The following is a 25,568-nucleotide window of genomic DNA, read 5'->3' as shown; positions in this document are numbered from 1 at the left end:
TTAACAAGAATTTCTTACAATAAGTCTCGGTTCTAAACGATAATTGGCTTGTTCATCCTCTACGTCTTTTTTCTGAATTTTACTAAGCAAGAGCTCTGCGGCCTTCTTCCCTATCTCAAAGGATGGCTGTTCAACGATCGTTAAAGCTGGTTCATAAAAGCTAGCAAACGAAACATCATCAATGCCGATGATGGCAAGGTCAGCAGGAATGCGGAGGTCTTGTTTTTTTACGTACTTTAAGATTTCCATAAGAGTAAGGTCATTCCCCGCCAAAACGGCTTGGATTGGTTCTTCTAGCGAAAGCATTTCTTCCAAACCCGTTTGGATTTTATTGATTTCTAGTTTCTTAATGTACTGTTCTTTAATCGGAATTCCATTACTTTGTAAAGCCTTTTTATAGCCGGTAATCCGCTCCATCCTCGGTGATACATTGCGAATGACATTCGTAATAATCCCGATTCGCTTATAGCCTTTTTCAATAAAGTGCTGTACAGCAAGACCAGCCGCATTTTCGTTGTCTAGCATGACAGATGGAATCGATACTTCCGGTACTATACGGTCGACAAAGATTACTGGGTACTTTTCATCTACCATTTCTTCATAGAGCTCTAGGTTATCACCTGTAGGAAAAAGAATAATGCCATCTACCTGTTTAGCCCTAAGCATTTCAATGTATCTCTTTTCTTTTTCTGGGTCATCGTCCGCATTACAGACAATTAGGTGGAAATCATAAAGATGGCACATGTCTTCGATGGACCGAATCACCTGAGTTGAAAAATTGTGCAAGATGTTGGCAACGATGACCCCAATTGTCATGGTGGATTTCTGCTTTAAGCTTCTTGCCACGATATTTGGCCGATAACCCAATTCCTTGATGGCATCCTCAATTCGCTGTTTCGTATGTTCTGCCATGTAGTCGTATCTTTTATTTAAATATTGGGAAACTGTACTCTTAGATACCTTTGCATGCTGAGCTACATCAGCAATGGTCGTTTTTTTCATAGAATCTTCTCCAGAACTTCTAACAATATTTGATAAACCGTTTTACTAAATCGGTTTACTAAATCGGTTTAGTGATAGTATAGAACAAATGAAAGCGTTTTACAATAGGAATTTTCAAAAAACTTTAGGGGACAGTCCCCCGGCGCGTTAAAGCGCTGGGGGACTGTCCCCTAATGGGGTTTTCCCCACTATCTCTTCAGGTCGATCATAAATTTATAGCGGTCGGCGCGGTAGAGGGATTTGACGGTTTCTAGCGGGACGTTATTTTCCAGCATCGCGATTCGCTGGATGAAGAGAGTAGGTGCCCCTTTTGGGATTTGAAGATACTCCGCTTCCATACTATCCACAACCGAAGCCTCGATTGATTGGCTGGCATGCGTGATCGATAAATTCAATTTCTCTTGGATAAATTGATAGATCGATTGATTCATTAGCTCCACTGTTATCCCCGGAACTAAATCTGCCGAAATATAGTTGGTCTCCAATGCCATTGGGACACCATCGGCCAAACGAATCCGCTTGATCTCATACACAGGCTCAGCTTCCTTTATGCGTAAATCCTGAGCAATCGCCGCTGTAGCCGGTATAACCTTGAAATCCAACAACTCACTGCTTGGCGTCATCCCTCTTTCAAGCATGTCCTCCGAAAAGCTCGTTAACCCACGCTTTTCAATCTTCAGATCCGACACAAAGGTGCCTCTTCCCTGTTTTCGGTTCAGTAACCCCATTTGCACCAGGTTATTAATCGCTTGGCGGACCGTCATTCGACTAATTTGGTACTTCTCAGAGAATTCCCTTTCAGATGGCAGCAAGTCTCCTGGCATCCATTCCTTGTTTTCAATCATTGTCTTTATCTGTTGCTCTAATTGATAGTAAATCGGGATTGGAGAGGTTTTATCAATCATCCTATTCATCCTCCCTTCAACAAAAATCCTTCGCCTCATCCAACGCTTGTTGATCAGCAATAATCGTGACATTCGGATGTAATTGTAAAATGGAAGCTGGAAAGCTTTCTGTCACTTCCCCACAAAGCAGCTGCTTCATCGCCTCTTTTTTCGATTCACCCGAAACCAGTAGAAGAATCTCCCGACTTTTCATAATCGAAGCAATTCCCATCGAAATCGCAAACCTCGGCACCTCATCCATCGACTTGAAGTATCGTGAATTCGCCTCCCTCGTTGATTCATCGAGCGTCACAATATGTGTCTTAGCACCAAACTTTGTCCCAGGCTCATTAAAACCAATGTGGCCATTGCTGCCAATTCCGAGAATTTGGAGGTCAATTCCACCATGGTCATCGATTGACTTTTCATATCGCACACATTCCTGTTCCATATCCTTCGCATCGCCTTTAGGAATGTGGGTCTGGGCCTTAGGAATATTGATATGATGAAATAATTGTTCATCCATATAGTAACGGTAGCTGCTTGGATGCTCCCCGGAAAAACCAATATATTCATCCAAATTAAACGTAGTCACCTTCTCATAGGAAGTCCTGTTTTCGCCATGATCCTTGATCAGTTGTTCATAGGTTCCTTTCGGGGTCCCTCCCGTTGCCAATCCAAGGGTAAGCGTAGGGTTCTGCTTTACCTTGTCGATAATATAATTCGCTGCCGTTCGGCTCATTTGATCATAATTTTCTACTTCAATAATCTTCATACTCCCTCGTCCCCTTTCTTGTATGCCAGCTGTCCTTTACAAAAAGTCATAACGACCTCGTTGTTTTCATCTAAAACAACCAAATCGGCATCCTTGCCAACCTTCAAACTGCCTTTCCGGTCCAACACACCCATTTGTTTGGCAGGATTATACGAACTCATTTGAACCGCGTCTCTTACGGAACAGCCCGTAAAGGAAAGGATATTTTTAAACGCTTGCTCCATCGTTAACACACTGCCGGCCAATGTCCCATCCTCTAAGAGTGCTTTCCCCTTTTTCACAAACACCCTCTGACCGCCTAAGTCATATTCTCCGTCTGAAAGGAACTGGGCTCTCATCGCATCTGTAATCAATATCATTCGCTCCGGAGTGATGAGCTCAAATGAAACCTTTACCATCTCAGGAGACACATGAATCCCATCCGCGATGATTTCCACCATTAATTCCTTTCGTAAATAGGCCGCTCCGACCACACCTGGTTCCCGGTGATGCAGCCCGCGCATTTGATTAAACAAATGTGTGATATGGGACGAACCGGATTGAATTGCCTGTCCCACTTCTTCGAAGGTCGCATCCGAATGACCAATGGATGCAATAATTCCCTTTTCTTTTAAAAATTGAACTAATTCCGTTCCATGTGGCATCTCTGGTGCTAACGTGATGAGCTTAATGGTTTCTTTGGAGAGATCCAGCCACTTCTCGAATAATTCTATGTCAGCAGGAATTATGTGCTGAAGTGGTTGGGCACCCGCTTTTGTAGGATTGATAAACGGTCCTTCAAAATGGATCCCAAGAATTTCTGCCTGTCCACTCTTTTGTTTATCGGAAATATACTCGCCTGTTTGACGTAACGCCTTCTCTAATAAGTCTTTACTTTGAGTAATGGTAGTAGCCAAAAAGCTGGTCGTCCCACTTTGTGGAAGTGAAGAAGCCATATTTTCTAACGCCTCATCCGTACAATCCATCGTGTCAGCTCCATTTGCCCCATGGATATGCACGTCAACAAAGCCGGGTATAATTTTATAGGAATCAGGAAGAATAAGTTCTTGACCACTCTCATCCAAATTCCCTTCCACTTTAGACCCTATTGCTTCGATTTTCCCGTCTTTAATGAGGAGCGATCCTTTGTCAATCTCCTGATCTTCTGCGTAAACCACTGCATTTTTTAGCAAAATAGTACGGAAACCACTCATTATAAAAAACCTCTTCTCTAAAAGTTATATAGTTGTCTAGACCACTTGATTCTTTATATAAGGAACCCAGCTTGGTTTTAGCATAGATTCCTGCATTTATTGATATCTCTGTTTCCTTTATTTTATCAGGAAAAACTGTTTTTACAAAAGAAACTTTTGTTAAAACTACAGGGGACAGTCCCCCGGCGCACTAAAGCACTGGGGGACTGTCCCCACACTTATTTGTTTCGATAGAGTTCACGAGTTTTGTAACCTGCTCCAAGGATCATTTTCATTTCTTCCCGCCGCTTTTCTTTGGTTGCCTCTTGTTTGGCGCTATAAATATAACGGGCCCAATCTTTTTGGTACCCGGGGGTAAGTGATTGGTAGAAGACAAGCAGATTCTTGTTGTCCTGCAAATCCTTTTCTATTTCTGGTATCATGGCGATGTAATCATCAACAAACTGGCTGGCTTTTGAACTTTTACTTTTCTTGTTTCGATTTTCTGTTTTTAGTCCTACTACTGTAAATACTTCATCTAGTCCAACCATTCGGGCAAATTTAATGCTGCTGGTTCCGACATACCCTTCCTCATCTGCACCTAACGCCTCGAATAATTCATCACGATGGATATAAGACGGATAAACCTTATTCCCTTTTTTCGGATAAGCAATGTAAATATATCCGTTTTCTTTCAGATAATTTTTCTCAATGACCGAATCGCCCAAATTTTTTAATTCACTCTTCGTTAGGACAAAAGCAAAAATGAGATCATACCCTTTATCCTTAAACGCTGTATCATAGTCATGTAATCCGATAAAGTAGTCTTCACCCTCAGGCATGTCCAATACAACGACTTTCTTATACTTTAGCAAGTTTAATTTTTCAACGATGGTTTTAGACATTTATTATCCTCCTGCAACCGTAAAGTTGTCTGCTGAATAAATCTTAAAACAAAATAAGTTGCACGACAAGGGGACAGTCCCCCGGCGCGTTAAAGCGCTGGGGGACTGTCCCCGCTTTTCGTTTATCTTGCTGTCTTGCAGTTCGGGCAGGCTGGGCTGGTTGAGTCGTATTGGTTTCCACATGCTCGGCAGAAGACGATGCCTGTTACCGCAGAAGCGGCTGCCGCCTGGACGGAACCGCTTGCCTCCCTCTGACCAGCAGCCCCCAACTGTTTCCTCCTAAAAGACACAATCACCACTATCATAGTTACAAGGTTAACAACCAAACTAGCTACTAGCAGCCCAATCACAAGAGATGTTTCTTCAAACATGGTCGACTAACCTCCTATCCTACCACTCGATCTTCTACTTCATCTTGGTCGTCTCTACTCTTCTGTTTCCGGTACAGGAAGTATCCACCTATAGCAACAGCAATTCCGCCTACTCCACCAAGTGAACCAGCAAACACTGGCGTATTATTGTACCAGCGGACGATTGGGTTAGTCGATACGAGAATGTCATTTACCTTGGACGTCAGCTCGTTCCCCGCTGCATCCACCGCAATAATCTTCACATTCTGCTTCGAGTTCGAACTTCCCATATCAAACACGAAATTCTCTCCCTCTTCATTATGGTCAACCTTCTTATCATTCACATAAATCTCCGCACCCTTAAGAACAAGATTATCCTTAATCGAAACCGTGACTGACTTCTTCTCAACCGGGTACTGCTCCCCACTCTCAATATCAATCGGAACAATTACAGGAGCCGTCTTATCGATTCCAAAGGAAATCTCCGCCTTCTTCGTCTCATCGATTGTCTCATTGATGTTGCCTGCCGCATCCTCAGAGTAAAGCGCCACCGTATACCTGCCATCGCCGGCAAACAGCGACTTCTTAATCACGTACTTGTACTTGCTCCACTGACCATTTCCACCAGATTCCGTCACCGTATAATCGTTCCCTTTCACAAGGTCCACCGGCGTTCCGTTCTTCGTCATCTTGACCTTCACCGTATCAGGCTTCAAGCTGTCCACATTGGTTTCCGTCACCACGACATCCGTTTCATTTTTCACATACTTCCCATCAATCTCTTCCAATGCCTTATCAAAAACATAGACAGAACCAAATCGATTGACAGAGAACTGAATCGTTTGTGTAGTTCGGTTGCCAGCCATATCCACAAGGGCCGCCGTCAACGTATAAATATCATCAACTTCCTTTTTCTTCGCAAAATTGTTGAACGTATACACCTGACCGTTCGGAGCAGCCGCATAGGAGCCGCTCAACCCGACTTCACCTTTGTGGTTGGCACCTGTTAATTTAATAGACACGGCATTTTTATCAAAATTCGTATCTGAATAAGAAATGACAGGAATCACATCGCCTTTATTGGCCGACTTATCCTCCACACCCGTAATCGAAAGCTTAGGTGCCGTTTGGTCTACAAAAAACTCATCTGCTTTGTAATCGGCCGCAAGATTCCCAGCCATATCCGTATAATCAATGTCAAAGTGGTACTTGGCATCAGTCGAATAATGAATCGTTGCCGTATGCACATCGCCACTTGTTCTCCAGCCACTTACCGCCGGGAACGCCACCGCCTTGCCATTATCCGTCGCGGTGCCTGACACCTTAAACCGGCTCGTTTCAAAATTGTGCTCGGTAATCGAAATCGTTGCGGTGCGGGCAGATTTATAATAGTTGCCTTTCGCCGCCGCCCCATTACTATAAGACACCTTAATCACAGGCTTGGTTTTATCAATCGTAAACTTCTGCTGTGTGAAAGCAGGTGCCGCATTCTCTGCATTATCTTTATACTTCATATCAAAGGTATAATCGCCATCGGCCGCATACTTCACAGTTGCTGTATGCGTCGTCTGGTCCGGATTCTTCGCATTGACTTTCGTGCTCCAGCCCACTAGTTTCGGAATCACACCATCTGTATTCGTGATCGCATGGACGACATCTTTTGCTTGGAAGTTACGCTCCGTAATCACAATCGTCGCGGTGCGGTCCTCTTTGTAAAAATCCTTATTCGCCGGGTCTGACTGGTTGTTATCATAGGTCACCTGAATCGTCGGCGCCGTCTTGTCGATGCTGAACGTCATCTTCTCTTCTGAAACATTTCCTGCCCGGTCCGTTACCTTCACCTTGACCACAATACCATTACTATTATTTTTTACCGAAAGGGTTTTGGTCATTTCTGTCACAAGGTTCAAATCGGTTTTCGTTTGCTGCCAACCGTCCGTCGCGCTGCCCGCAGCATACGTTTTGTCATTATTAATCGTCAGGCTGCCGGACTGATTGTTCGCCGTATCATACGGCGCCACCACCGACCATTCCACCTTTTGAATCCCTGAATAGGAATCCGAAACGGTCACATTCACATCTACGTTTTTAGCATAAAGCTCTAAGTTGTTTGAATCCTTATAGCTGGTTTTCACTTTTTCAAGTTTGATATGCGATTCTTTCCCATGCTGCTTTTCATTTTCAATCACAGTCCCGTCTGGGGTTTCAAACGTATCCGTGTTATTGACCTGATCCGTTGCTTTTGAAAAAATCTGTCCCTTGAACGCCTCTGGCACATCGAAAGTAAATTCGCCTGTTGTAGGAACCGGTGCAATTTTATCAACACCAGACACCAAGATTTCTTTAAAAGAACCATCGGCTAGCACTGCATAATACTTTCCACTCTCGTAATCTTTTAAATACACAATCATTGATTTGACGTGACTCGTGTATTCGTAAGCCACTACAGGGTCCTCTGCCTTCACACTCACCCGCGTTGGCTTTTTGAAAAAGTACCCATACCCCGTTAATTCCACCGAATCCTTCAGCGTAACGGTTTGCTCCACTTTTTCATAGCTGCCCTGGTCATTTTTCGTTAAGAAACTGAAGTCCGTGATGGCTGGAGCAGTTTTGTCGACATAGATGGTTTTTTCAACCTTGTTCGTATTCCCTGCGTTATCCACCACATAGATTGAAACTACGTACGTCCCATCTTCATGTACCTGGACGCCTGGATCATTCGTTGCAAACGTATATGTCTGCTTCTCCGTCATGTCCGAATAATCGTATTCCATTTTTTTACCGTTCACATCTACGGCAACCGTGTTGATCCCTGATTCCGCATCTTGTACGGTCACATCAAAGGTGACATCTCCGTTGTACGCGTCTCCATTGGCAAAAACGTTTTCTTTAGGAGTAACCTCAACCTTGGCAGAAGGTGCCCCCTTCTCAATCATCACAACGCCGCTGTTGTCCGCCGCGATATTCGAGTTGTCTTTCGTCACAAGATACGGTTCGACATTTTTGTTTTTCACATGGTCCGTCACAGTGACATGGAACGTTCCTTTGAAGCTTTCTGCATCCACCGTGAACTTCGCTTGCGCATACAGTCCATCGTTTTCGAATCCTACCTGCTGTGGAACGACCTTCTCATCGCTCGTTTTTAGCGAGATCGCCTGAACACCAGAGGCATCGTCCTTCACTCGAACGGTTACTTCCACTTCTTTATTGAAAAATGTTCCAAACGAAAGGAAGTTTAAGACTTTTGAAAAATAATCATCATTCTTCTGCTTAAAAGTAACGGCCTCTCCGTCAGCGAGTGTCGGTTCTTTTTTATCAATATTAACCTGCACCGTCTTCACCGTTGAAGCGTTCCCCGCTTGGTCTACCGCCCAAACGCTATAAATCCCACTGTACTTTTCATCGTTAGGCTGGAAGGAATAGCTATTTTTCTCTGCGTTAAAAGTAGCTTCCTTGCCTAGATCATTCGGAGAATATGGCCCTTTCTGGTAGTACACTTTTTCAATAGGAGTAGAAAAAGAAACCCCATCAAATGTCTGTTCCGTGTTCTCAATCTTACCTGAAACGGTGACCCCGCCACTGAACCAGACCGAATCATCAACAATTGCTTCGTCTGAGCCCTTAACGGTTGGCTCCTCCAGGGTTGGACCCTCTGTATCAAAAAGAAGAATTAAATGGCCAGGAAGATTCACTTCCTCTCCACCATTTCTACCCTTGGTTACTAGTAATCTTTTAATCGTAGTTGATTCTCTTAAAATATAATTCCCTTTCCAGTGCTTAATCGTATCAGAGATGTCCACACGGTAATACGGGTCAATCGCCGAAACAACGACGATGGCATCCTTTGAATAGACACGAATCTCATTAGCCCCCTCTTTATACGATTTGAGTAAGGAGCCAGAAGCAGGCTTGATTAAAACATAGGTTTCCCAATCTCCCTCTAGCATCGAAATCTGCTCAAACACAACTTCGATCGTCGTATCCTTCGTTACGTTTTTCACCGTATAGGTGTAACTCGTGCCGTCGTTATTATCCACAAAGTTGTCATTATTCGTGAGGTCTACCCCCACACCGTTCACCTTTAACGAGGCGACTTTATAAGAGTTATCTACAGGAGTGATAACGGCCTTCACGTCACTGTTATAGTCTACCTCGGATTGCTCGAGTTCAATGGTCCCATGGTCCCCTTGAACAGCTGCCGTAATCTGATAGGTATTGATGGCAAACGTTACTTCCACCTGATGGTTGGCGGTCACTTTTGAAAAAGTGTACGTATAACCGCCGTTGGTGACCGGTGTCAGTTCGGTTGTCAGGTTAATTGGCGTTCCATCGATGGTAATGCTCCCCAGATGATAGCCTGTAGTTGGGATAACCGTAAAAGAAGAATCGGTACCATGCTGAACCTTGACCGTCCCGCCATCCGAGTTAATCGTTTGATCGGCGGCATCCTTTATGGTCCCATTTTTATAGCTGATAAAAGAAATCGTGTACGTTTTTAAAGCAAATTGGACGTCAATCGTGGTGTCAGTTGCAAGGGATTCTAGTGTTTCTGTGTACCCTTCGCTGTTTGTAACTGTTTTGGCTTCACCATTCACTTTGACACTCTTAATCTCGTAATTGGGATCAGGTGTAATGCCGACGTCCACCTTTGTTCCTTCTTCGAGTTGAACAGGGCTTGCATAGTCGATGTCGTTTAGTTTGATTTGACCCGAACCGGTTTGGTTCACCGTCACGGTATATTTGGCTTTCACCGGTGCTGGCGGCTCTCCAAGGGTCAGCTTTTCTGTGGCCACATCATAAATATAGTGGTCCGTGGTTCCCTCTGTTAACACGATGGAAAAAGTCTTTGAAGCGACTAAAAACTCAAACTGATTGTTTTTATCGAATTGGGCATTGGTGAGTTCCGGGAACTCCACCAGGCCGTCCGTGTCCGTTGTGCCCGTTAGGCTGACCTCATTATTGGCGTTATGTCCGGTAATTTCCTGATCGGGAACGGGGATACCATTTTCTAAGATTTCCATGGTGAATACCTTTTGATTAGTGCCTGTTTGGGCAAACGCCTTGGTGATGACACCAACAGGTATGTTATAGCCGATAAGCATGATGGCCAGAACGACGGCCATCAGCCGCGTCAACTTAGAGTTCCTTTTTGAAAACATCTTTCACACTCCTTTGCTTACTTGCTTTTTCAAATAGTTGCTTTGTATATATTTGCGCTGATATAAATGCTTGATTTGGACAGGTTTGCTAGTTTTAAGGGCTATTTCATCCGAATGTTTGGATGATTCAGACAGTTTTACTAGTCTCAAAAGCTTTCTTGTCCGAATGCATAGCTGATTCAGACAGTTTTGCTAGTCTCATAGGCTTTCTTGTCCGAATACCTACCTGATTCAGACAACTTCACTGCTCTTAAGAGCAATCTTGTCCGAATACCTACCTGATTCAGACAACTTCACTTCTCTCAAGAGCAATCTTGTCCGAATGCATAGCTGATTCAGACAGTTTTGCTAGTCTCAAAAGCTATCCTGTCCGAATGCTTAGCTGATTCGGACAACTTCACTGTTCTCAAGGGCTTTCTTGTCCGAATACCTACCTGATTCAGACAACTTCACTGCTCTTAAGAGCAATCTTGTCCGAATACCTACCTGATTCAGACAACTTCACTGCTCTTAAGAGCAATCTTGTCCGAATACCTACCTGATTCAGACAACTTCGCTGCTCTTAAGAGCAATCTTGTCCGAATACCTACAGCCTTTGAAAAAACCTCAAATAACTTTATTTGTATGTGTGACCTTGATATCTTTCACGACCTTAAAATCGACCGCAGGTATATTGTCGGTCTCTTCTTCCATTTCTAATTCACCGGTCGGAGTTAACACGGTAGTGCCACCTTCATTTGATAACAGCTCCGTACCATAATCAAGAACCTCTGTCTCAGGCGATAACACTTCCGTTTGTGGCCTTAGTACCTCTGTTTCATTCGTCAGCACTTCCGTTGCGTAAGACAATACTTGCGTACCATTTGTAGGTGAAACCGAAGGTCCGTCTGAAGGATTCAGTTTTACGGCCGTTATCCCCTCCGTATTTTGCGACAGGATTTCTGTAAGCGATAAAAGAACCTCTTTCGGTACTTCTACCGAACTTGAAGGTTCTTCTTTATGGTTCGATAAGATCTCCGTCAATGATAAAAGAACGTCCCGCTCTTTAGACTGGACCGGAACTGGCGTCACCCGCTCCTCTATCTCATTGGAAAGTACTTCCGTCAACGATAAAAGCAGCTCTTTTTCCACATCAACGGAAGGTGAAGCAGGCTCCTCTGTGTAGCCAGCTAGAATGTCAGTCAACGATAATGGGACCACACGATTTTGCAAATGCCCAACAGTTACTGCAGGTCGGACCTCCCGTGCCTTCGACTGACTACCTGTCGACACTGGCCGAACCTCTCGATCTTTCGACTGTACATTCATTGACGCGGACCGAACTTGCCGTGCCTTTGACTGCGCAACAGGTGCAGCAGCAAGCCTATCTTCTTTTTCCATAGGCTCATCAAACAGCACTTCGGTTTCCGGCACCAGCACCTCAGTCTCCTTCGAAACCACATCCGTTTTTTCACGCACAGGCGTTACCGCCGCTAAACCCGGCTCAATATCAAACACCATTGGCTTCTGGCGCTTATTCTCTCTATGCTCGCGGATTTCCTGAATCTGTCTTGCTGCCGTCCGCCCTGTTAACTCGCCGATAATCGCCGGAATCTTCATCTTGAAAAATAAAACGATGGCCGTAATCAGGAGTGCGCCTGCCAGGGAATATCCGACAATGGAAATGATTTGCCATGTAGTTGCATCCATTCGAATCCCCCCCTTATTCCTTCCGATATGCATGATCAATCGCCTTGTCGGTTAGAGCAAAACGACTAATCACCTCAGTCTTGATTGTTCCCGTTTTTTCAGTAGTAACCGCCACCCGATTCGTGCTCTGCTTCACTGCTTCCGCCACCGAACGGATCTCACTTTCCTTCACCCCATCTAACTTAAACTTCCTCGCATACGTCTCGATGGAATACATCGTTAACTTGTAGAGCTCGAGCTTCACTATTTCACTTTCATCGGGATTCTGATCGATCATTTGAATCAAATGCTTCATATCATCCCAATAAGGCTTGTACTTTCCTTTATCCGACGCTTCTTCAATGTTGAGCGTAATATCCCGATTAAAGCGGCCGATATCCCGGTAAATGGTCGCCATTTCGTAATAGTCGCGATCCTTCGAACCATACTTAACCGCATCCTCAAACCATTGAATCGAGCTTTTCATCCTCGTTACTTGATTATCGTCCTTCTCGGTTTTTCCATAATTGTAGTAGTACCAATAGGTTTTGCCGATATCAAATGCCAAATCACCGTACTTAGGATTCTCCCGAATTTCGCTGAGATGCGCGCTTACCTTTTTCTTCAGCTGCGCTTCTTCTTCCACTGTAAAAGCGGCATCCCCTTTAAAAGCGGCAAGTAACCCGACATACGCCTCTTTCTCCGATGGCTTAATATCAATGGCATTTAAATAGTAGTCCACCCTCGCCTGATCATTAGATGCCTTTTCCGCCATCTGGATGTTATTGGTATAATCGACATTATTGGTCTCTGTCTTCATCACTTGCCCTAACACGCCAATCCCCAAACACAACACCGCGGCTCCGGCCACAAGGCTAAAGTTACGTAGCTTCCGTTTTTGTTTTGCGCGATACAGGTCATCTACCTGTTCATAATGGTTGAGTGCATATAACAACTCGGCACAGGATTGATACCTGTCATCCGGATTGAGCTGCGTACATTTTTGAATAATTTTTTCCAAACCGCCCGAAAGCTGCGGATTCCACTCTCGAATCGGATATAATTCGTAAGGCGGCTCACAAGGGTTCTGTCCCGTCACCAAATGGTAAAGCGTCACACCCAAACAATAGACATCCGTTCTGGCATCGGTTTGACCTTTGCCCCCGAATTGTTCCGGCGCCGCATACCCTTTCGTTCCCAAGCTAACGGTATCCGCCAAATTCTGTTCCTTATACTCCCGCGCGATTCCGAAATCAATCAGCTTCAAATGCCCATCCGGCTTCAGCATGACATTGCCCGGCTTCATATCCCGATAGATGATCGCAGGGTTACAGGTATGCAAATAATCGAGCACCTCACAAAGCTGCTTGGCCCAATCGATGACGAGCTCCTGCGGCTGGGCACCATACTCATCTAAAATCTTGCTCAAGGGCTCACCTTCGATATAGTCCATGATGACAAAAATCACCTGACCATTATCGATAATGTCGACGATCCGCGGCAAGGCCGGGTGGTCGAGCTTCTTAATCATGTTGGCTTCGTCGATCGCACTCTGAATAATGACTTCGTTATTCTTATCTCTTGCTCTTTTTTCAATCTCTTTCACTGCCCATTGCTTATTTAGCCGTTTGTCCATGGCAAGGTATACCTTTGACATACCACCTTGTCCAATCAGCTTGAGTATTTCGTATTTACCGTCTATTACCGACCCAATAGCTGCCAAAAGTATTCCCCATCCTTACAGAATTTTCACAAGCAAAACAGTGATATTATCTGTTTCGTTCCTCTGCTTATTCAGTTCCACTAGTTCTCTCGCTTTTTGTTCCATCGCCGCTTCATCCATCAACCTTTGTGGGGATAAAGCGTGAAAAATTTCGTCCTCCGAAATCATATGCCGGAATCCATCCGAACAAAGCATAAAGACTTCGCCCGGTGCTGGCTTGCCTTGAATGAACTCTGGTTCCACGAGTTTCGAAGCTCCGATACACTGCAAAAGGACATTTCGTCTTGGATCTTTCTTTGCCTGCTCCGGCGTTATCCGGCCGCGTTTCAGTTCTCTGCCAACCACTGTCTGGTCATCCGTCATAATCTCAACCGTCTGATTCATTCGATAGACGCGTGAATCTCCGACATGACCAATCAGCAGGAATGTGGAATCGATGAGTAGCAGCGCGGTCAACGTCGTTCCAAGCTGAATCTTGATTTGATGTCCGTATTCGGCGATTCGCTGATTCTGCTCTTTAATAATCCGGCTCCAGCGATACTGAATATCGTTCCAATCCTGTTTTGCCAGTTGGACGGGAAGTTCTTTGTCAAACCATTGTGAAAAAGCATGGATGACGCTGGCACTGGCCACTTCCCCTTGGGAAAGTCCTCCCATGCCATCACAAATGACGGCTAGAACGACTTTTCCGACAGATGTTTCAGCAATCTTTAACAGGTAGCTGTCTTGATTGGTTTCTTTCTTAATGCCAATATCGGTATATGCTGCTGTTAATACGTCCATCTTCAAACTCCTTGCCTATATGTAAAAAACAAAGTCTTCGTTTGCGAGTCTTATTTTGGTGCCTGAAAAAATTTCAATCTCTTTTTCTACCGGAATCACTCGTCCATCGACAAAGGTTTTATTGGTGGAGCGGTTGTCGACGATATAGTAGCGGCGATTCCTCGTGAGGATGTCCACATGATTGCGGCTCACCGCGTTATTATCGGCAACCACATAATCACAGTCGTTACGTTCCTTTCCAATCCGAAAAGAAGGTTGATTGATGCGGATTGTTTCCTGCGTTTTTTCCCTAACCAAATAGGGAAACGCTGGTTCTTCAAACAAGTCGGCCTCAAGAACCGTGGTCCCGCCATCCACCTCAACCATTCCTAACACAGTAGTTTCACTAACCGGTACCTTTTCCATCCCTTCACTGTTCGCAAGTGGATTATAGGCCACTTTCCCGGTAGTCCCTTTGACTTCTTCTACTCTAGGTACCTGCGGTTCAGGACCCGTGGAACCTGATGGGATATGAGACTTGTTTTCTACTAATTTCCCCATCAGCCCGAGGATGAATTTTTCAAAATGATGGATAGAAAAAGGTGCCTGACACCTAAAATAGCCAATGTAGGCGGACACATACTCAGGGTCCTCGTGTTTCGAAAAAACAACGCGGAACGGAAGGTCACGGAAAAACTCAGCGGGGACGCTGGTGTGTTGATTGTTCACAATCGGCCAGAAAAGGCAGGTCACTTTTTTCGTCCTTGGATCGAGAAAAATGGAGTCCCAATCCAACATAAGATTGGTTACATTCATCAAATTTTTCTCGCATTCTTTCACCACCGCAACCAACTGAATCAACGTATCCAAGAACATCTTCTTATGAACCACACTGCTAAAATACGATTGCAACGTCATCCGATCCTCGACCGTGCTTTTCATAAGAACTCCCTTTTTACTTTGTTCCGTCGTAACGGGGATAAGACCTTCTACGACGCCTCCGGCAATAGCCCGTAATTCCCGTTCATTAATGGCTTCCGGATACGTTAATCGGTTGATGACCGTATACTCATTTTTGTTTTGTTCAACTGTCGTTTTTCCCATAAAAATCCCCTGCTATCAAAATCTACTTTTATAGACTGTTCGCTCGATTGACCGCTTTTGATTGGGCGTCTTTATATTGGCCCGCTGCATATCGTAAAAAGTCGGCATAATTCTCTAGAGCCTTCGTCATGTTACGAGAGGTTGAATCCGCCTCCGTCACCTGGTCCCACTGATGCTGAAATTGCGTGCTGTCTTTACCCTGCCAAGTCGCAGAAAGGGTTTTGACTTCTTGCCCGGCCGCATCCATATTTTTATTGTGGCTCTTAACATAGGTGTCAATGGCATCGGCCGCCGATTCAAATTCCCGGTGGTTTACCTTAATATAGTTGCTCAATTCCATCCCCCCTTAAGCAATGAACCGATTATTTGAACCGATCCGCTAACGAGACATTCGTTGTCTCTGTTTGGGTATATCCCGGATCCACCTGCTGGTGTAAAAAGGTCACAAAATTATTCATCACTTCGTAGCGCGGTTCATCAAAGGCCTGTTTCAACTCATGAAAGGCACTTATCGCCTGACTAGACGCTGTGCCATCCCAAACGTTCGCTAAAGCTTTCATTGCCGACTCCACCGCTGAAAAATCGTCTCTAATTTTCCGGTTGTACTGCGCAATCTGTTTGGCAGCAGCGGACACACGCTCCGTATCCACTTTAATCACATCAGCCATCCGTTACCCCTTCTTTCTATCCTTATTTGGAAGTGGCAGCCCCACCATGACTTTTAGCGAACTCTTCGGTCACTTTAGAGGTATCGATATTGTTCAGTTTCCCCTTTACAAATCGATACTGCTCGGCAATTGAATTCACTTTGGAAGCACATTTTTCATTACCGATTCCTTCAAAATCGCCCTGAATACCCGTTGCAATACTCTCTAACTCATTGATGATACTTTCAAGCTCTTGTTTAATTAAATAAAGCTCCTGCTGCCCACTTTCATTCATGACTCAGCCCCCCTTACAACTGCTGAATAATCTTCCGTTCCACTGTTTCAAAATCATCAGCCGTTTCGTTTAAATAATAGATACACTTCTTGATATTCCAGCTTTCTTCTGTGAATAAATCCGCCTGCAACAGGTTCCATAAATCTGAAAAGCCCGCTTTTAGATAAAGAGAATCCATCCTACGGTCAATCCCGCTAATTCGTTTGTTTATACTTTCCAAACGATCCGCATAGTTTCGTAGTTTATACGTATCTACTTTTATCATCGGATTCGCGGTCGCGTATCGGTAACCGGCATTGAAGGCCAGTTTGAACAGGAGCGAAACGCCTTTGACGAGACTGCCGACGAACTCGATGAGGGCAATCCTTGCCACATGGGAAATCACTCTAATTCGATCAATGGCCTGTTTCATATATTCCACGAATTGGTGCACCATGTCCGGCAAATCATTAATCATAAAATTCCCGACGCGGACCACCGTATTAATGGCGAAGGAATACACTCTTAGATGGCTTTGAATATCACCCATAACGGCGGTCGCTAGGGTGGATGCTAGACCTTGCCAGGCATAGCCTGAAAAAGGATCCTTCTCAATTACGGCATAGCCACGATTATCTAGTTTCATAGATTCAATCGAATGCGGACCAAAAAAGCCTGGCTGTGTGCCATTGTTTTCAACATAGCGAACGGGGTAAGGAGTTCGACCTAACCAGGATACAAGGTCTCCGTTTACGACTACCGCATCAAACTTATTCGACTTTAATGCAGCTAATTGATCGGGCCCGAGCTTATAGGGGTTGATTGGTTGCGGGTTAATGATGTGAACCCCTAGCACATGGGTATAATTCGTCGCATACACTTCAGCCGCGAGCTCTCCGCCTTTAGAGTGACCAAATAGATAGTTTTTTCCGCTCTTCTCTTCATTTTTTTCAAAAAAAGCAATCGCCTCTAATGACTGTGGCGAGACCCCAATGGATGCCGTTAATGTATTATCCGCCATATCCTTTGGGTTGTGGAGTAGGTCATCCATGCCTTCCGTTCCCCTGAAGGACATGCCGACTTCCCCTGTCTTTGGGTCTTCGAACGCAATGGCGCAAAAGCCGGAATGATCGTTCCTATTCACATAATCTTTGATGACCAGATGTCCGAGGCCGGCATCTTTCATTTCTGCGGCAAGATCGGTATCCACCTGTAAAACCATTTTGTACAATGATTCTCCAGGTTTCCAATTTTCTAGGATGTCGACATAGGCTAGTTTATTTAACACGGCATTTTGCTGATCCCTTAGTTCGCTTAGTCGCACTTGTTCGAAACCATCTTTTAGATTAGGCATTCGTCCATCCTCCTACTTTAGTTGACTCTTAAATTCTTCGTAGGATAATCCGTTTTCGTTTACTTTAAGCACATGTTTCACCGATTTATCGTATTCCTCCCAAGGTTGCGTGCCATAAAGAAGGAAATTATTTACATACATTTCCGCTTTAGCTTGGTCACCAGAGAAGGCAGCAATAAGGCCTGTATCTTCATAACCTAAGGATTGAAGCTGTTGATAGACGTCGTACAATTCCTTTAGCGTTTTCTCATCGGCATCACCCGATATAGACACGATGCTATGCACCATAATGACATCGTCTTTTGCTACGCTCGATACACCATTTTCTAAAGTGTCAAGATTCACTTCGGGTGTAAGAGTGATATAGGTTTTTGCTAGATGCAGGTTTTCAATAGACCCATAATTGATTTTGTCCTTAAGGGATTTAGAAGCAACGGCATTACGGTAATCATCAAAAAACTTCCCCGGTTTGGACAATCTTTCACGAACATTGACTAGGAGGCCGTCTTCTGATTTTGCTACCAAGATGTTCAGGTTCATGCTGTCATTGAACCCCCGCTTTGCAGGGATATAGTTAATAGCCGAAAAGTTCTGGTCGTACTTCTTGCTCAAATAAGTAAGCATCGCTGATTCACTCGTCTTCTTTTCCTCTTTCGTCGGTTGCTGGCTCATACATCCACTCACTCCTGCCACTAAAAGTACCAAAAAAATACTAACTATGAATTTTTTCATTAGCGAGATCTCCAAAGTATTATTTTCAAATAAGTTTAGGGGGACAGTCCCCCAAAGTGGTAACGCATTACCGGGGCGGGGGTCTGTCCCCCGACCTATTAACGCGCTACCGGAGCGGGGGTCTGTCCCCCGACTTGGTTTATTTGAATGCGTCAGCCAGATTAGTGTTGACGCTTTCTGTTTCGAAGTATCCTTGGTCGACGTTGATTCGCAGGAATTTCACGTAGTTATCAAGGATATCGTAGTAATTCTGGAAGAACTTCGCCGCAAACTCTTCATAGGAAGAGATCGTTGCTTGGGCTGCTTCACCATCCCAAGTGTTCGAAAGGTTTTTAATCGTATTCTGACTAGTTTTCAATTCTTCTGCTAGTTGTCTATTTAAACGCTCAATTGTTGATGCAATGTCGGCCACTTGAGCCGTATTGACTTTAATATGTCCAGCCATTCCCTTCACTCCTTTGCGTGTATGTTAGTTTATTAGTTTGTTAACTTTCTTACTTGAACCATGTTATTTTCTTGAGTCGCCACATAATTGGCTCTCTGTGCTACCAACGCCTGACTAGCCGTTGCTAGTTTATCCGCCATATTCTTTAAATCTTCATTGAAGCCATTGATTTGATCAACGAAAGCAAGGTTATCCTCGCCCTCCCATGCTTCACCCATGGTGCCTGCAGCCTGCATTAACTGGGTGTAGATCCCTGTGTACGTTTCAGATAGCTCTGTTAGTTTCTTCGAAGCTGTTTCAAGTTCTTGTGGAGTGACTTTGATTCGTTTCCCCATTTTCATACCCCTTTCTTCTTTTGAAAAAATAGCTTTGGTAAACTTGCCAGCTGATTGCTGCTACAATCAACCTAGCCTAAAATTTATATCAGCATGAGCTTGGAACCGTTTTGAATGCCCAGTTCCGCAACAGCCATGTTAATATTGAAAATAATTCCCGACGATGCGTCACACAAGACAGGATTGCCCATCGCTTTGTATTTGCCATCTGACAGGTCGCTTAACAGCGTGGACACTAAGACCAATACCTCACTCATTTTGCTTTCAAGCGGCAGATACACGTCAAAGCTCCTGTTGGCAGCAGGAAGAAAAATTTCAACAAGGACTTTATTCATTGTTGTCATCCTCCTTTTCAGAGTTTACCAGCTTGACCTTGACACTCTTTCCTTTTTGTAAGGAGAAGCCAAAGTCAGCGGTCATTTCCTCACGCAATTCAGGCGTCGTCTTCGACGGCTTCAGCTGATATTGCTCAGTAATCCCACTGCCAACCCAAATGCCATCCCCCTGATTCATCTGGCGTTTATACCACTTATCATAGGAGACTCCTGATAGATTCTTCGCCTGTTCGGCAAAAATAATCGTGAGGTTATACTTCGCTTCACCCTTTTCAAGGATCAAAGCTAGCTTTTCAGCGCTTTGGCCAGATAGACCATTTTTCAAGGCTGCAATGCTGTTGATGACGATGACCTTTTGGTCAAAGGATGGAATCTCTCTTCCCTGCTCGAACGCCTCTTTAAAGGTGTTATTTCGGTAGACTACTAGCTCAAACAGCTCATCCATCACTTGTTCAAACTCTTTAACCGTAGAATAGTAGGTAACGGCCTTGTTATTTTTATCAGCAAAGCTTTGCTGCGCATCAAGAATCGTTACATCCAATCCACATTTTTCTGCCATGAACACCGATACGTCATGTGTAAAGGACTGATGCTCGGTACCAGCAGATAGAATCATCGAGACATAAGACTGTCCGAATGGATAGTAGTGAACATTCAAAGAGTTCTTTTCCACACCGATTGGTACGGTGAGGCCCTGCTGCTGTAGCCCTACGTATTCTGCTAAAAATTCAAAATCCACATACTCTGGTAAAATAGGAATCTTTTTCGCGGCATGACCTTTCCAAGCACCTTGGAGCTTTTGACATGCCTGTTGAATAAACGTAAATAGGACGGGTGCATCGGTGATCGTAGCGATTTGGAATTCGTACACCGCATCTTTTTTCACTAAACCTCTGCCTTTAAACTTCGATGGGAATAACCCATCCGTTTTGCCAACGACTGTGGAATAATCGGATTCATCATTTAACTGCAACGTAATTAATTGCTTGAAGTTTTGCAGCAACCGGAATCGGACCGCGTTGGTGCCAAGCGCCGTTAAGACGAAATAGATGCCATACTTGGTTCCTTCGCGTGAAAGGAAGCTGACCGCTGTTTCTTTTTCCTCGTATATTTCTGTAAAAGCAGCAAAGTTATTGATCGCCACCACAATGGATGGCAGCTTCCCGCCAGTTGCTTTCACATATGACGCATGATCGCCGCCATAATCAGCGAATAGCTTCTTCCGTTTTTCCACTTCGCTTTGCAGAAGCTTAAATAGATTGCTAACTTTCTCACTTTCATAAGAGAGAATCACATCGCCCACATGCGGTGCTTTGGCAAAAGCCCGTAACGTTTCCGAAGCAAAATCTAGTAAATAGATGTTGACTTCGTCTGGCGTATGTTCTTGGATGAGCGAATACACCATCGTCGTGATGAAGGTCGTTTTTCCACTGCCTGCCACCCCGTAGACAATCGTATTCCCTTCTTCCGAAAGCGGCAGACGCAGCAAGCATTGCTGCTGTCTAACCGGGTCATCGTACTCCCCAATGACGGGATTCAGCACGAATGACTGGTTGTTTCGAGCGTTATATTTCCGCTTTACATCATCTAATAAAATCATAGGAGGAATCGGATCCAGCCACAGCGGGCGAATACGAATCTGTTCTTCCTCCGCAATCGTATGCAGGTAATCGGTAACAACATCGAGCTGCTTTTTCGGATTGACTAACAGGCTTCTCTTTTTATCAATTTTCGCTTGTTTGATCGGACGGCCATTTCGATCAATGACCACGACACTATTGTCCTTTTCGACCACCACTTTATCGAATGGATAATATGGAGCACCTGCCCAGGCCGACTGCCCCATCTCAAACAATTCGTTATAGCCCACTTGAAGATAGAAGCGTCCGGTATCTGTCAGTTCCGCCGCATCCGGCCGCTTCAGCATATCCATACTGTCCGCCCGTTCCTGAACCTTTAAGCTGACCCTAAATTTACTGTTACTCCAAATTTGGTCGTCGACGACACCGCTTGGCTTTTGCGTAGCGAGGATTAAATGCACGCCCAAGCTTCGGCCAATCCGGGCGGCACTGACCAGCTGCGCCATAAACTCCGGCTGCTGTGTTTTTAGCTCGGCAAACTCATCCGAGATGATGAACAAATGCTGCAAGGGTTCGGTCACGATGCCTTCACGAACCAGTTTTTGATAGCTGTAAATATCGATATTGCTCTCGCCGATTAACTTACTTGCCTCTGCAAAAAGTGACTGCCTGCGCTTCAATTCACTTTCAATTGAAACCAGCGAGCGTTTGATCATGGCACCGTCTAAGTTGGTGATAATGCCGGCCGTGTGTGGCAATTTTTCAAAGGATTTCGCCATGCCGCCGCCTTTATAGTCAATCAAGATAAACGCTACTTCATTTGGATGGTAGTTCACGGCCAGGGATAAAATGTAGGTCATGATGAACTCACTCTTACCTGAACCCGTCATCCCCGCAACCAATCCATGCGGTCCATGGAATTTCTCGTGTAAATCAAGCTTGAATAATTCCCCTAATGTGTCCACGCCGACTGGCGCTTCCAATGACTTTGTGGGATCATTGTCGTGCCATCTGGTCAACGCATTGAGATGCTCCACTTTTCCTACCCCAAATAGTTCTAAAAAGGTAACCATTTGTGGTAGGTTAAAGGAATGGCCCAGTGTATCAAGCGGAATGTTCGCGAGCTTCACACTCAGCTCATTTGGATCTGATGTAACGTAAATGTCAGGAACAAAGGATGTCGATTTGCCCGTGAGATCATCTTTATCGAATAGCTTCCCGCTGTGCTCTTCCAGCTCCACCACCATCGTGCATTCTTTCGGGAGATTTTTCAGTTCGTCATAAAAAGTAACCACACTGATATGTAGATTTTTTTTCTTTGCATAGACCTGCTTCAACATCTCGGCTCGGATAGCCAGATTCTTACTCATCGCAAACACAATGTAATATGGTGTCACATCGTCTAGCTCACTTTCATTGATTTGCGAGCGGAGGTCAATTTCTTTTTCAAGATAGGCGGAAACTTCTTTCACCTCATTGTGATTCGTGGCAATGAAACGGAACTTATTATCCTGGCTCCACACGTGCGGCAGCCATTTGGTAAAACCAAACTCGGCATCTTCCTCCTGGTCATATATGAAGACCATCTTCACTTCGTCATAGCTATACAGTGCTGCCAATTGAAAAATTAACCCTTTGGCGAATTCTATCGTTTGTTTACGGTTGCCAATGATTCCAGTGATATATTCTTCAAATAACGATAGGATGATGGGGATGTTTTTCAAAACCTTTGGCGATTCGCACAAGGTGTACAGCTCTTCCTGTAGGTTGTCGTCGTCGATCGAAAATTTTTTCTCAGAGTAGTTAATGTCCGCCGACAACAGACCGTCCCCGATTCCTACTCTTAGCTTTAAGAAATCATTTTGTCCGGGTCCTCGTTCCCATAGGTTCCGGTCCACCTGTTCAATACGCTGGACCACCTCTGTGATAGGAACATAATTTTCCCGTAAGATTTCCTCTTGCTTATGGGACTCTTCATTAAATAGGACGGCAAATTTATCTAGATACTCTTTGTATTTTTGCTGGCGAATTTTCTCTTTTTTCCTTCTTCGTCTCATATCGTACTTTTTTGATAAAACAGGCCAAAGGATGGTTCCGAGCAGCATGCTTCCTGACATAATAATGGAAGGCATCGCTCGTGAGATATCGCCTGTTGCCATGGCGTTATTGATGGCGAAAATAGCTGTCGCCATGGAGGCCATCCCCATGGTCATCGATGGACCAATCACCAGCATCATCGGCATTTCTTCCCCAATAGCATTAGGCGGCGGTGAATCGATTTTAAAAACTGCCTTTTCGACGTCTCTTTTAAAGCGAGGGGATCGGTAAAAATAATCGACGGCTGGTGCCTCGAATTCATCCTCTTCTCCTTCGGGAGTTTCTACGACTTGAGGGATAAATGGCTTGAGTGCATTTTTACGGAAGGATACCATCCCATCCGGATTATTGAAGGCCAAGAAGCAGCTTCCAATGATGATTTTCAATCCCATTATGTATATGATGTCACCCATCTTTAATTCGCTGCTTTTCACTCGTACGCCATTGACGAAGGTCCCGTTCGTGCTATCCATGTCAACGATGCGCCATTGGCCATTAAAAATAGTTAGTTTGGCATGGGAGGCGGATACAAATTGGTTCGATAGGACGATATGGTTTTTCTCGTTTCTACCTATGTGAATGTCCATATCCTGGTCGACTACAAATTTGGTGAAGGTTTGGCGGTCTACTGTGTTAGGCTCGGCGAAAACAAGTGTTTTGTATTCTTGACCCTCGATTGCCAGATGGTAAATGCTTAATGGCTGTAATACTGTGTTTCGAATCGGGGTGCCTGAAGAAGCCACAATGTTGGCATCTTTGTTAGACTTTAGAATCCACTCACCATTTGCACCTTCGATCCCGACCAGTTTTTTGGAGGTATTGGAATGAGTGTCATAGATCCAATACTGCCCCTGGATTTTTTCAGGTAAGGTGATGGAATTGATGTTTTCTTTGTTTATTAACGTGACAATCATGTGTATTTCCCCTTGTGAACCATTCTCTATTACTCTTGGAATTTTTTTTATATTTTTTTAAAAAATCCGAGGCCAACGGATAAATTTTCGGTTTGTTTCGGAAACGAGTGGTTGATTATGTAGAATTATGAGACTTTCGTCCTCGTTCAAAAGTGACATAATTTGGGTGATTATGAGGATTTCCGGGACTATTGTACTAAATATAGCACGATAAGTTCTTTATAAAGCTACGATAAACTAGAGTTTATTTTACAACATCTTACAAAACCTGTCGACACTAAAAAAAGAAGGGGGACAGTCCCCTTCTACATGAGACCCATTATCGAACTGAAAAAGAGCCTAACGACAGTAATGTAGTCTTATAAGACAGTAATAACGCTTTATACGACAGTAATTCATCCTTATCCAACAGTAAATTAACTTTATCCGACAGTAATAACACCCTATCTGACAGTAAAGCACTGGTACTGCACGAGCCTGTGGACTAAAAACTCCAAAAACCATGGGAGCCCACCCTTGATTTTGTTTTCTGTTCACCCATAGCTTCGCAAAAAAAAGCAGGGACAGTCCCCCGTTGCGCTAAAGCGCTGAATGACTGTCCCTTTCTATATTTTTCGTGTACCGGCATTTTGGAAAACTGCTGCAACCTAGGAAGTTTCCTCTCTTACCAGTTCTTAAGACCCTTGGGCTACCGCACCTAATACAAGTTGAGTCAGAGCTCGATGGAATGGTAGGAATAGGAATAACGGGGGTGGTTTGAGTCTGACTTATTGTCTTAACACCAGAGTTCATTCCTAGAATCTCATCAATCAGTTCATCACGGTCCACTAATTTAATGTGGCTCTTTTGAGCTAACTCAATAGCCGCCTTCGTGAAGTAGCGATTGGAAACGACCCAGGCCTCATCTGCACTATAATAGGACTTAGCACCAATGACTTCTTGAACCGCCTTGATCCCTACGTCTTTTGAATAGCGTTTGGCTTGGACAACTATCTTCTTTCCATCCTTCTTAAGCAGTAAATCTCCACCATAATCACCACTAGCTTTGGTTACTTCCGCTGAAAATCCTTTTATTAGGTATAGTTCCTTAAGATAGTGCTCAAACTGAATCCCATCCATGGCATCAATCTCAGTAATACCAGAGTTTCTTAACCGTTCCTTATGTTTACTATTTTGATAGATAACGATGGCTAGAATAAGTATGATTGCAATAAATAATGACATAATGGCCACTGCCAGGCTCCTAGTTAAATAATAGGTGACACCTGCTGTTAAAATTAGAATAACTTTAACCCCATCATCTATTTGCTTTTGTTGCTTTTTGGTTCTTCTTTTACTCAAATTAATTCCC

At 44.3% G+C, this 25,568-nt stretch carries 21 protein-coding genes; all 21 read right to left on the bottom strand.

Going from position 1 to position 25,568, the window contains the following annotated elements; all coding sequences use genetic code 11:
* Positions 1-1,002 (bottom strand): LacI family DNA-binding transcriptional regulator, encoded by a 1,002-nt coding sequence (locus tag QFZ87_RS05105; protein ID WP_309858594.1) that lies wholly within the window; start codon positions 1,000-1,002, stop codon positions 1-3.
* A gap of 188 nt (positions 1,003-1,190) precedes the next feature.
* On the bottom strand, positions 1,191-1,907 hold the full coding sequence (locus QFZ87_RS05100) for a GntR family transcriptional regulator (protein WP_309867645.1): 717 nt from the start codon (positions 1,905-1,907) through the stop codon (positions 1,191-1,193).
* A gap of 16 nt (positions 1,908-1,923) precedes the next feature.
* Positions 1,924-2,661 carry a glucosamine-6-phosphate deaminase gene (nagB, locus tag QFZ87_RS05095; protein ID WP_309858591.1) on the bottom strand — a complete coding sequence of 246 codons (738 nt, stop codon included), beginning with the start codon at positions 2,659-2,661 and terminating at the stop codon, positions 1,924-1,926.
* A complete protein-coding gene (gene nagA / locus QFZ87_RS05090; protein ID WP_309858588.1) occupies positions 2,658-3,854 on the bottom strand; it encodes an N-acetylglucosamine-6-phosphate deacetylase in 1,197 nt (398 codons plus the stop codon). The genes nagB and nagA overlap by 4 nt, the downstream gene beginning before the upstream one ends.
* A 218-nt stretch (positions 3,855-4,072) precedes the next feature.
* Complete coding sequence (locus tag QFZ87_RS05085) at positions 4,073-4,738, bottom strand: YdeI/OmpD-associated family protein (protein ID WP_309858585.1); 666 nt, start codon at positions 4,736-4,738, stop codon at positions 4,073-4,075.
* Between the two features lie 122 nt (positions 4,739-4,860).
* The gene (locus tag QFZ87_RS05080) at positions 4,861-5,109 is read right to left on the bottom strand and encodes a hypothetical protein (RefSeq protein WP_309858583.1); all 249 of its coding nucleotides are present in this window, start codon (positions 5,107-5,109) and stop codon (positions 4,861-4,863) included.
* A 14-nt stretch (positions 5,110-5,123) separates the two neighbouring features.
* Positions 5,124-10,247 (bottom strand): hypothetical protein, encoded by a 5,124-nt coding sequence (locus tag QFZ87_RS05075; RefSeq protein ID WP_309858581.1) that lies wholly within the window; start codon positions 10,245-10,247, stop codon positions 5,124-5,126.
* 606 nt (positions 10,248-10,853) lie between these two features.
* Positions 10,854-11,969 (bottom strand): hypothetical protein, encoded by a 1,116-nt coding sequence (locus QFZ87_RS05070; RefSeq protein WP_309858578.1) that lies wholly within the window; start codon positions 11,967-11,969, stop codon positions 10,854-10,856.
* A complete protein-coding gene (locus tag QFZ87_RS05065; protein WP_309858575.1) occupies positions 11,950-13,638 on the bottom strand; it encodes a serine/threonine protein kinase in 1,689 nt (562 codons plus the stop codon). The genes QFZ87_RS05070 and QFZ87_RS05065 overlap by 20 nt, the downstream gene beginning before the upstream one ends.
* Positions 13,639-13,653: 15 nt before the next feature.
* Positions 13,654-14,421, bottom strand: coding sequence for a PP2C family protein-serine/threonine phosphatase (locus QFZ87_RS05060; RefSeq protein ID WP_309858573.1), 768 nt, complete (start codon positions 14,419-14,421; stop codon positions 13,654-13,656).
* Positions 14,422-14,436: 15 nt separating this feature from the next.
* On the bottom strand, positions 14,437-15,504 hold the full coding sequence (locus QFZ87_RS05055) for an FHA domain-containing protein (RefSeq protein ID WP_309858570.1): 1,068 nt from the start codon (positions 15,502-15,504) through the stop codon (positions 14,437-14,439).
* A 28-nt stretch (positions 15,505-15,532) separates the two neighbouring features.
* Positions 15,533-15,838, bottom strand: a complete 306-nt coding sequence (locus QFZ87_RS05050) for a WXG100 family type VII secretion target (RefSeq protein WP_309858568.1) — start codon at positions 15,836-15,838, stop codon at positions 15,533-15,535.
* Positions 15,839-15,866: 28 nt separating this feature from the next.
* Positions 15,867-16,172, bottom strand: a complete 306-nt coding sequence (locus QFZ87_RS05045; RefSeq protein ID WP_309858565.1) for a WXG100 family type VII secretion target — start codon at positions 16,170-16,172, stop codon at positions 15,867-15,869.
* Between the two features lie 22 nt (positions 16,173-16,194).
* Positions 16,195-16,446: a hypothetical protein gene (locus QFZ87_RS05040; protein WP_309858562.1), complete on the bottom strand. Its 252-nt coding sequence runs from the start codon at positions 16,444-16,446 to the stop codon at positions 16,195-16,197.
* Positions 16,447-16,459: 13 nt separating this feature from the next.
* Complete coding sequence (locus QFZ87_RS05035; RefSeq protein ID WP_309858560.1) at positions 16,460-17,779, bottom strand: alpha/beta hydrolase family protein; 1,320 nt, start codon at positions 17,777-17,779, stop codon at positions 16,460-16,462.
* A 12-nt stretch (positions 17,780-17,791) separates the two neighbouring features.
* Positions 17,792-18,511 carry a hypothetical protein gene (locus QFZ87_RS05030; RefSeq protein ID WP_309858558.1) on the bottom strand — a complete coding sequence of 240 codons (720 nt, stop codon included), beginning with the start codon at positions 18,509-18,511 and terminating at the stop codon, positions 17,792-17,794.
* Between the two features lie 139 nt (positions 18,512-18,650).
* Positions 18,651-18,956: a WXG100 family type VII secretion target gene (locus QFZ87_RS05025; RefSeq protein ID WP_309858555.1), complete on the bottom strand. Its 306-nt coding sequence runs from the start codon at positions 18,954-18,956 to the stop codon at positions 18,651-18,653.
* A 32-nt stretch (positions 18,957-18,988) separates the two neighbouring features.
* Entirely contained in the window at positions 18,989-19,291 is a 303-nt protein-coding gene (locus QFZ87_RS05020; protein ID WP_309858552.1) for a WXG100 family type VII secretion target, read from the bottom strand.
* A gap of 83 nt (positions 19,292-19,374) precedes the next feature.
* Positions 19,375-19,626: a ubiquitin family protein gene (locus QFZ87_RS05015; RefSeq protein WP_309858548.1), complete on the bottom strand. Its 252-nt coding sequence runs from the start codon at positions 19,624-19,626 to the stop codon at positions 19,375-19,377.
* On the bottom strand, positions 19,619-24,217 hold the full coding sequence (essC, locus tag QFZ87_RS05010; protein WP_309858545.1) for a type VII secretion protein EssC: 4,599 nt from the start codon (positions 24,215-24,217) through the stop codon (positions 19,619-19,621). Before essC ends, QFZ87_RS05015 begins: the two co-directional genes overlap by 8 nt.
* Before the next feature lie 579 nt (positions 24,218-24,796).
* Entirely contained in the window at positions 24,797-25,558 is a 762-nt protein-coding gene (locus QFZ87_RS05005) for a restriction endonuclease (RefSeq protein WP_309858542.1), read from the bottom strand.
* Between the last annotated feature and the right edge of the window lie 10 nt (positions 25,559-25,568).

The organism is Bacillus sp. SLBN-46, assembly GCF_031453555.1.
Classification (GTDB): domain Bacteria; phylum Bacillota; class Bacilli; order Bacillales; family Cytobacillaceae; genus Neobacillus.
Note: the sequence above shows the minus strand (reverse complement) of the source record. Positions and strands in the feature narration are given on the sequence as shown.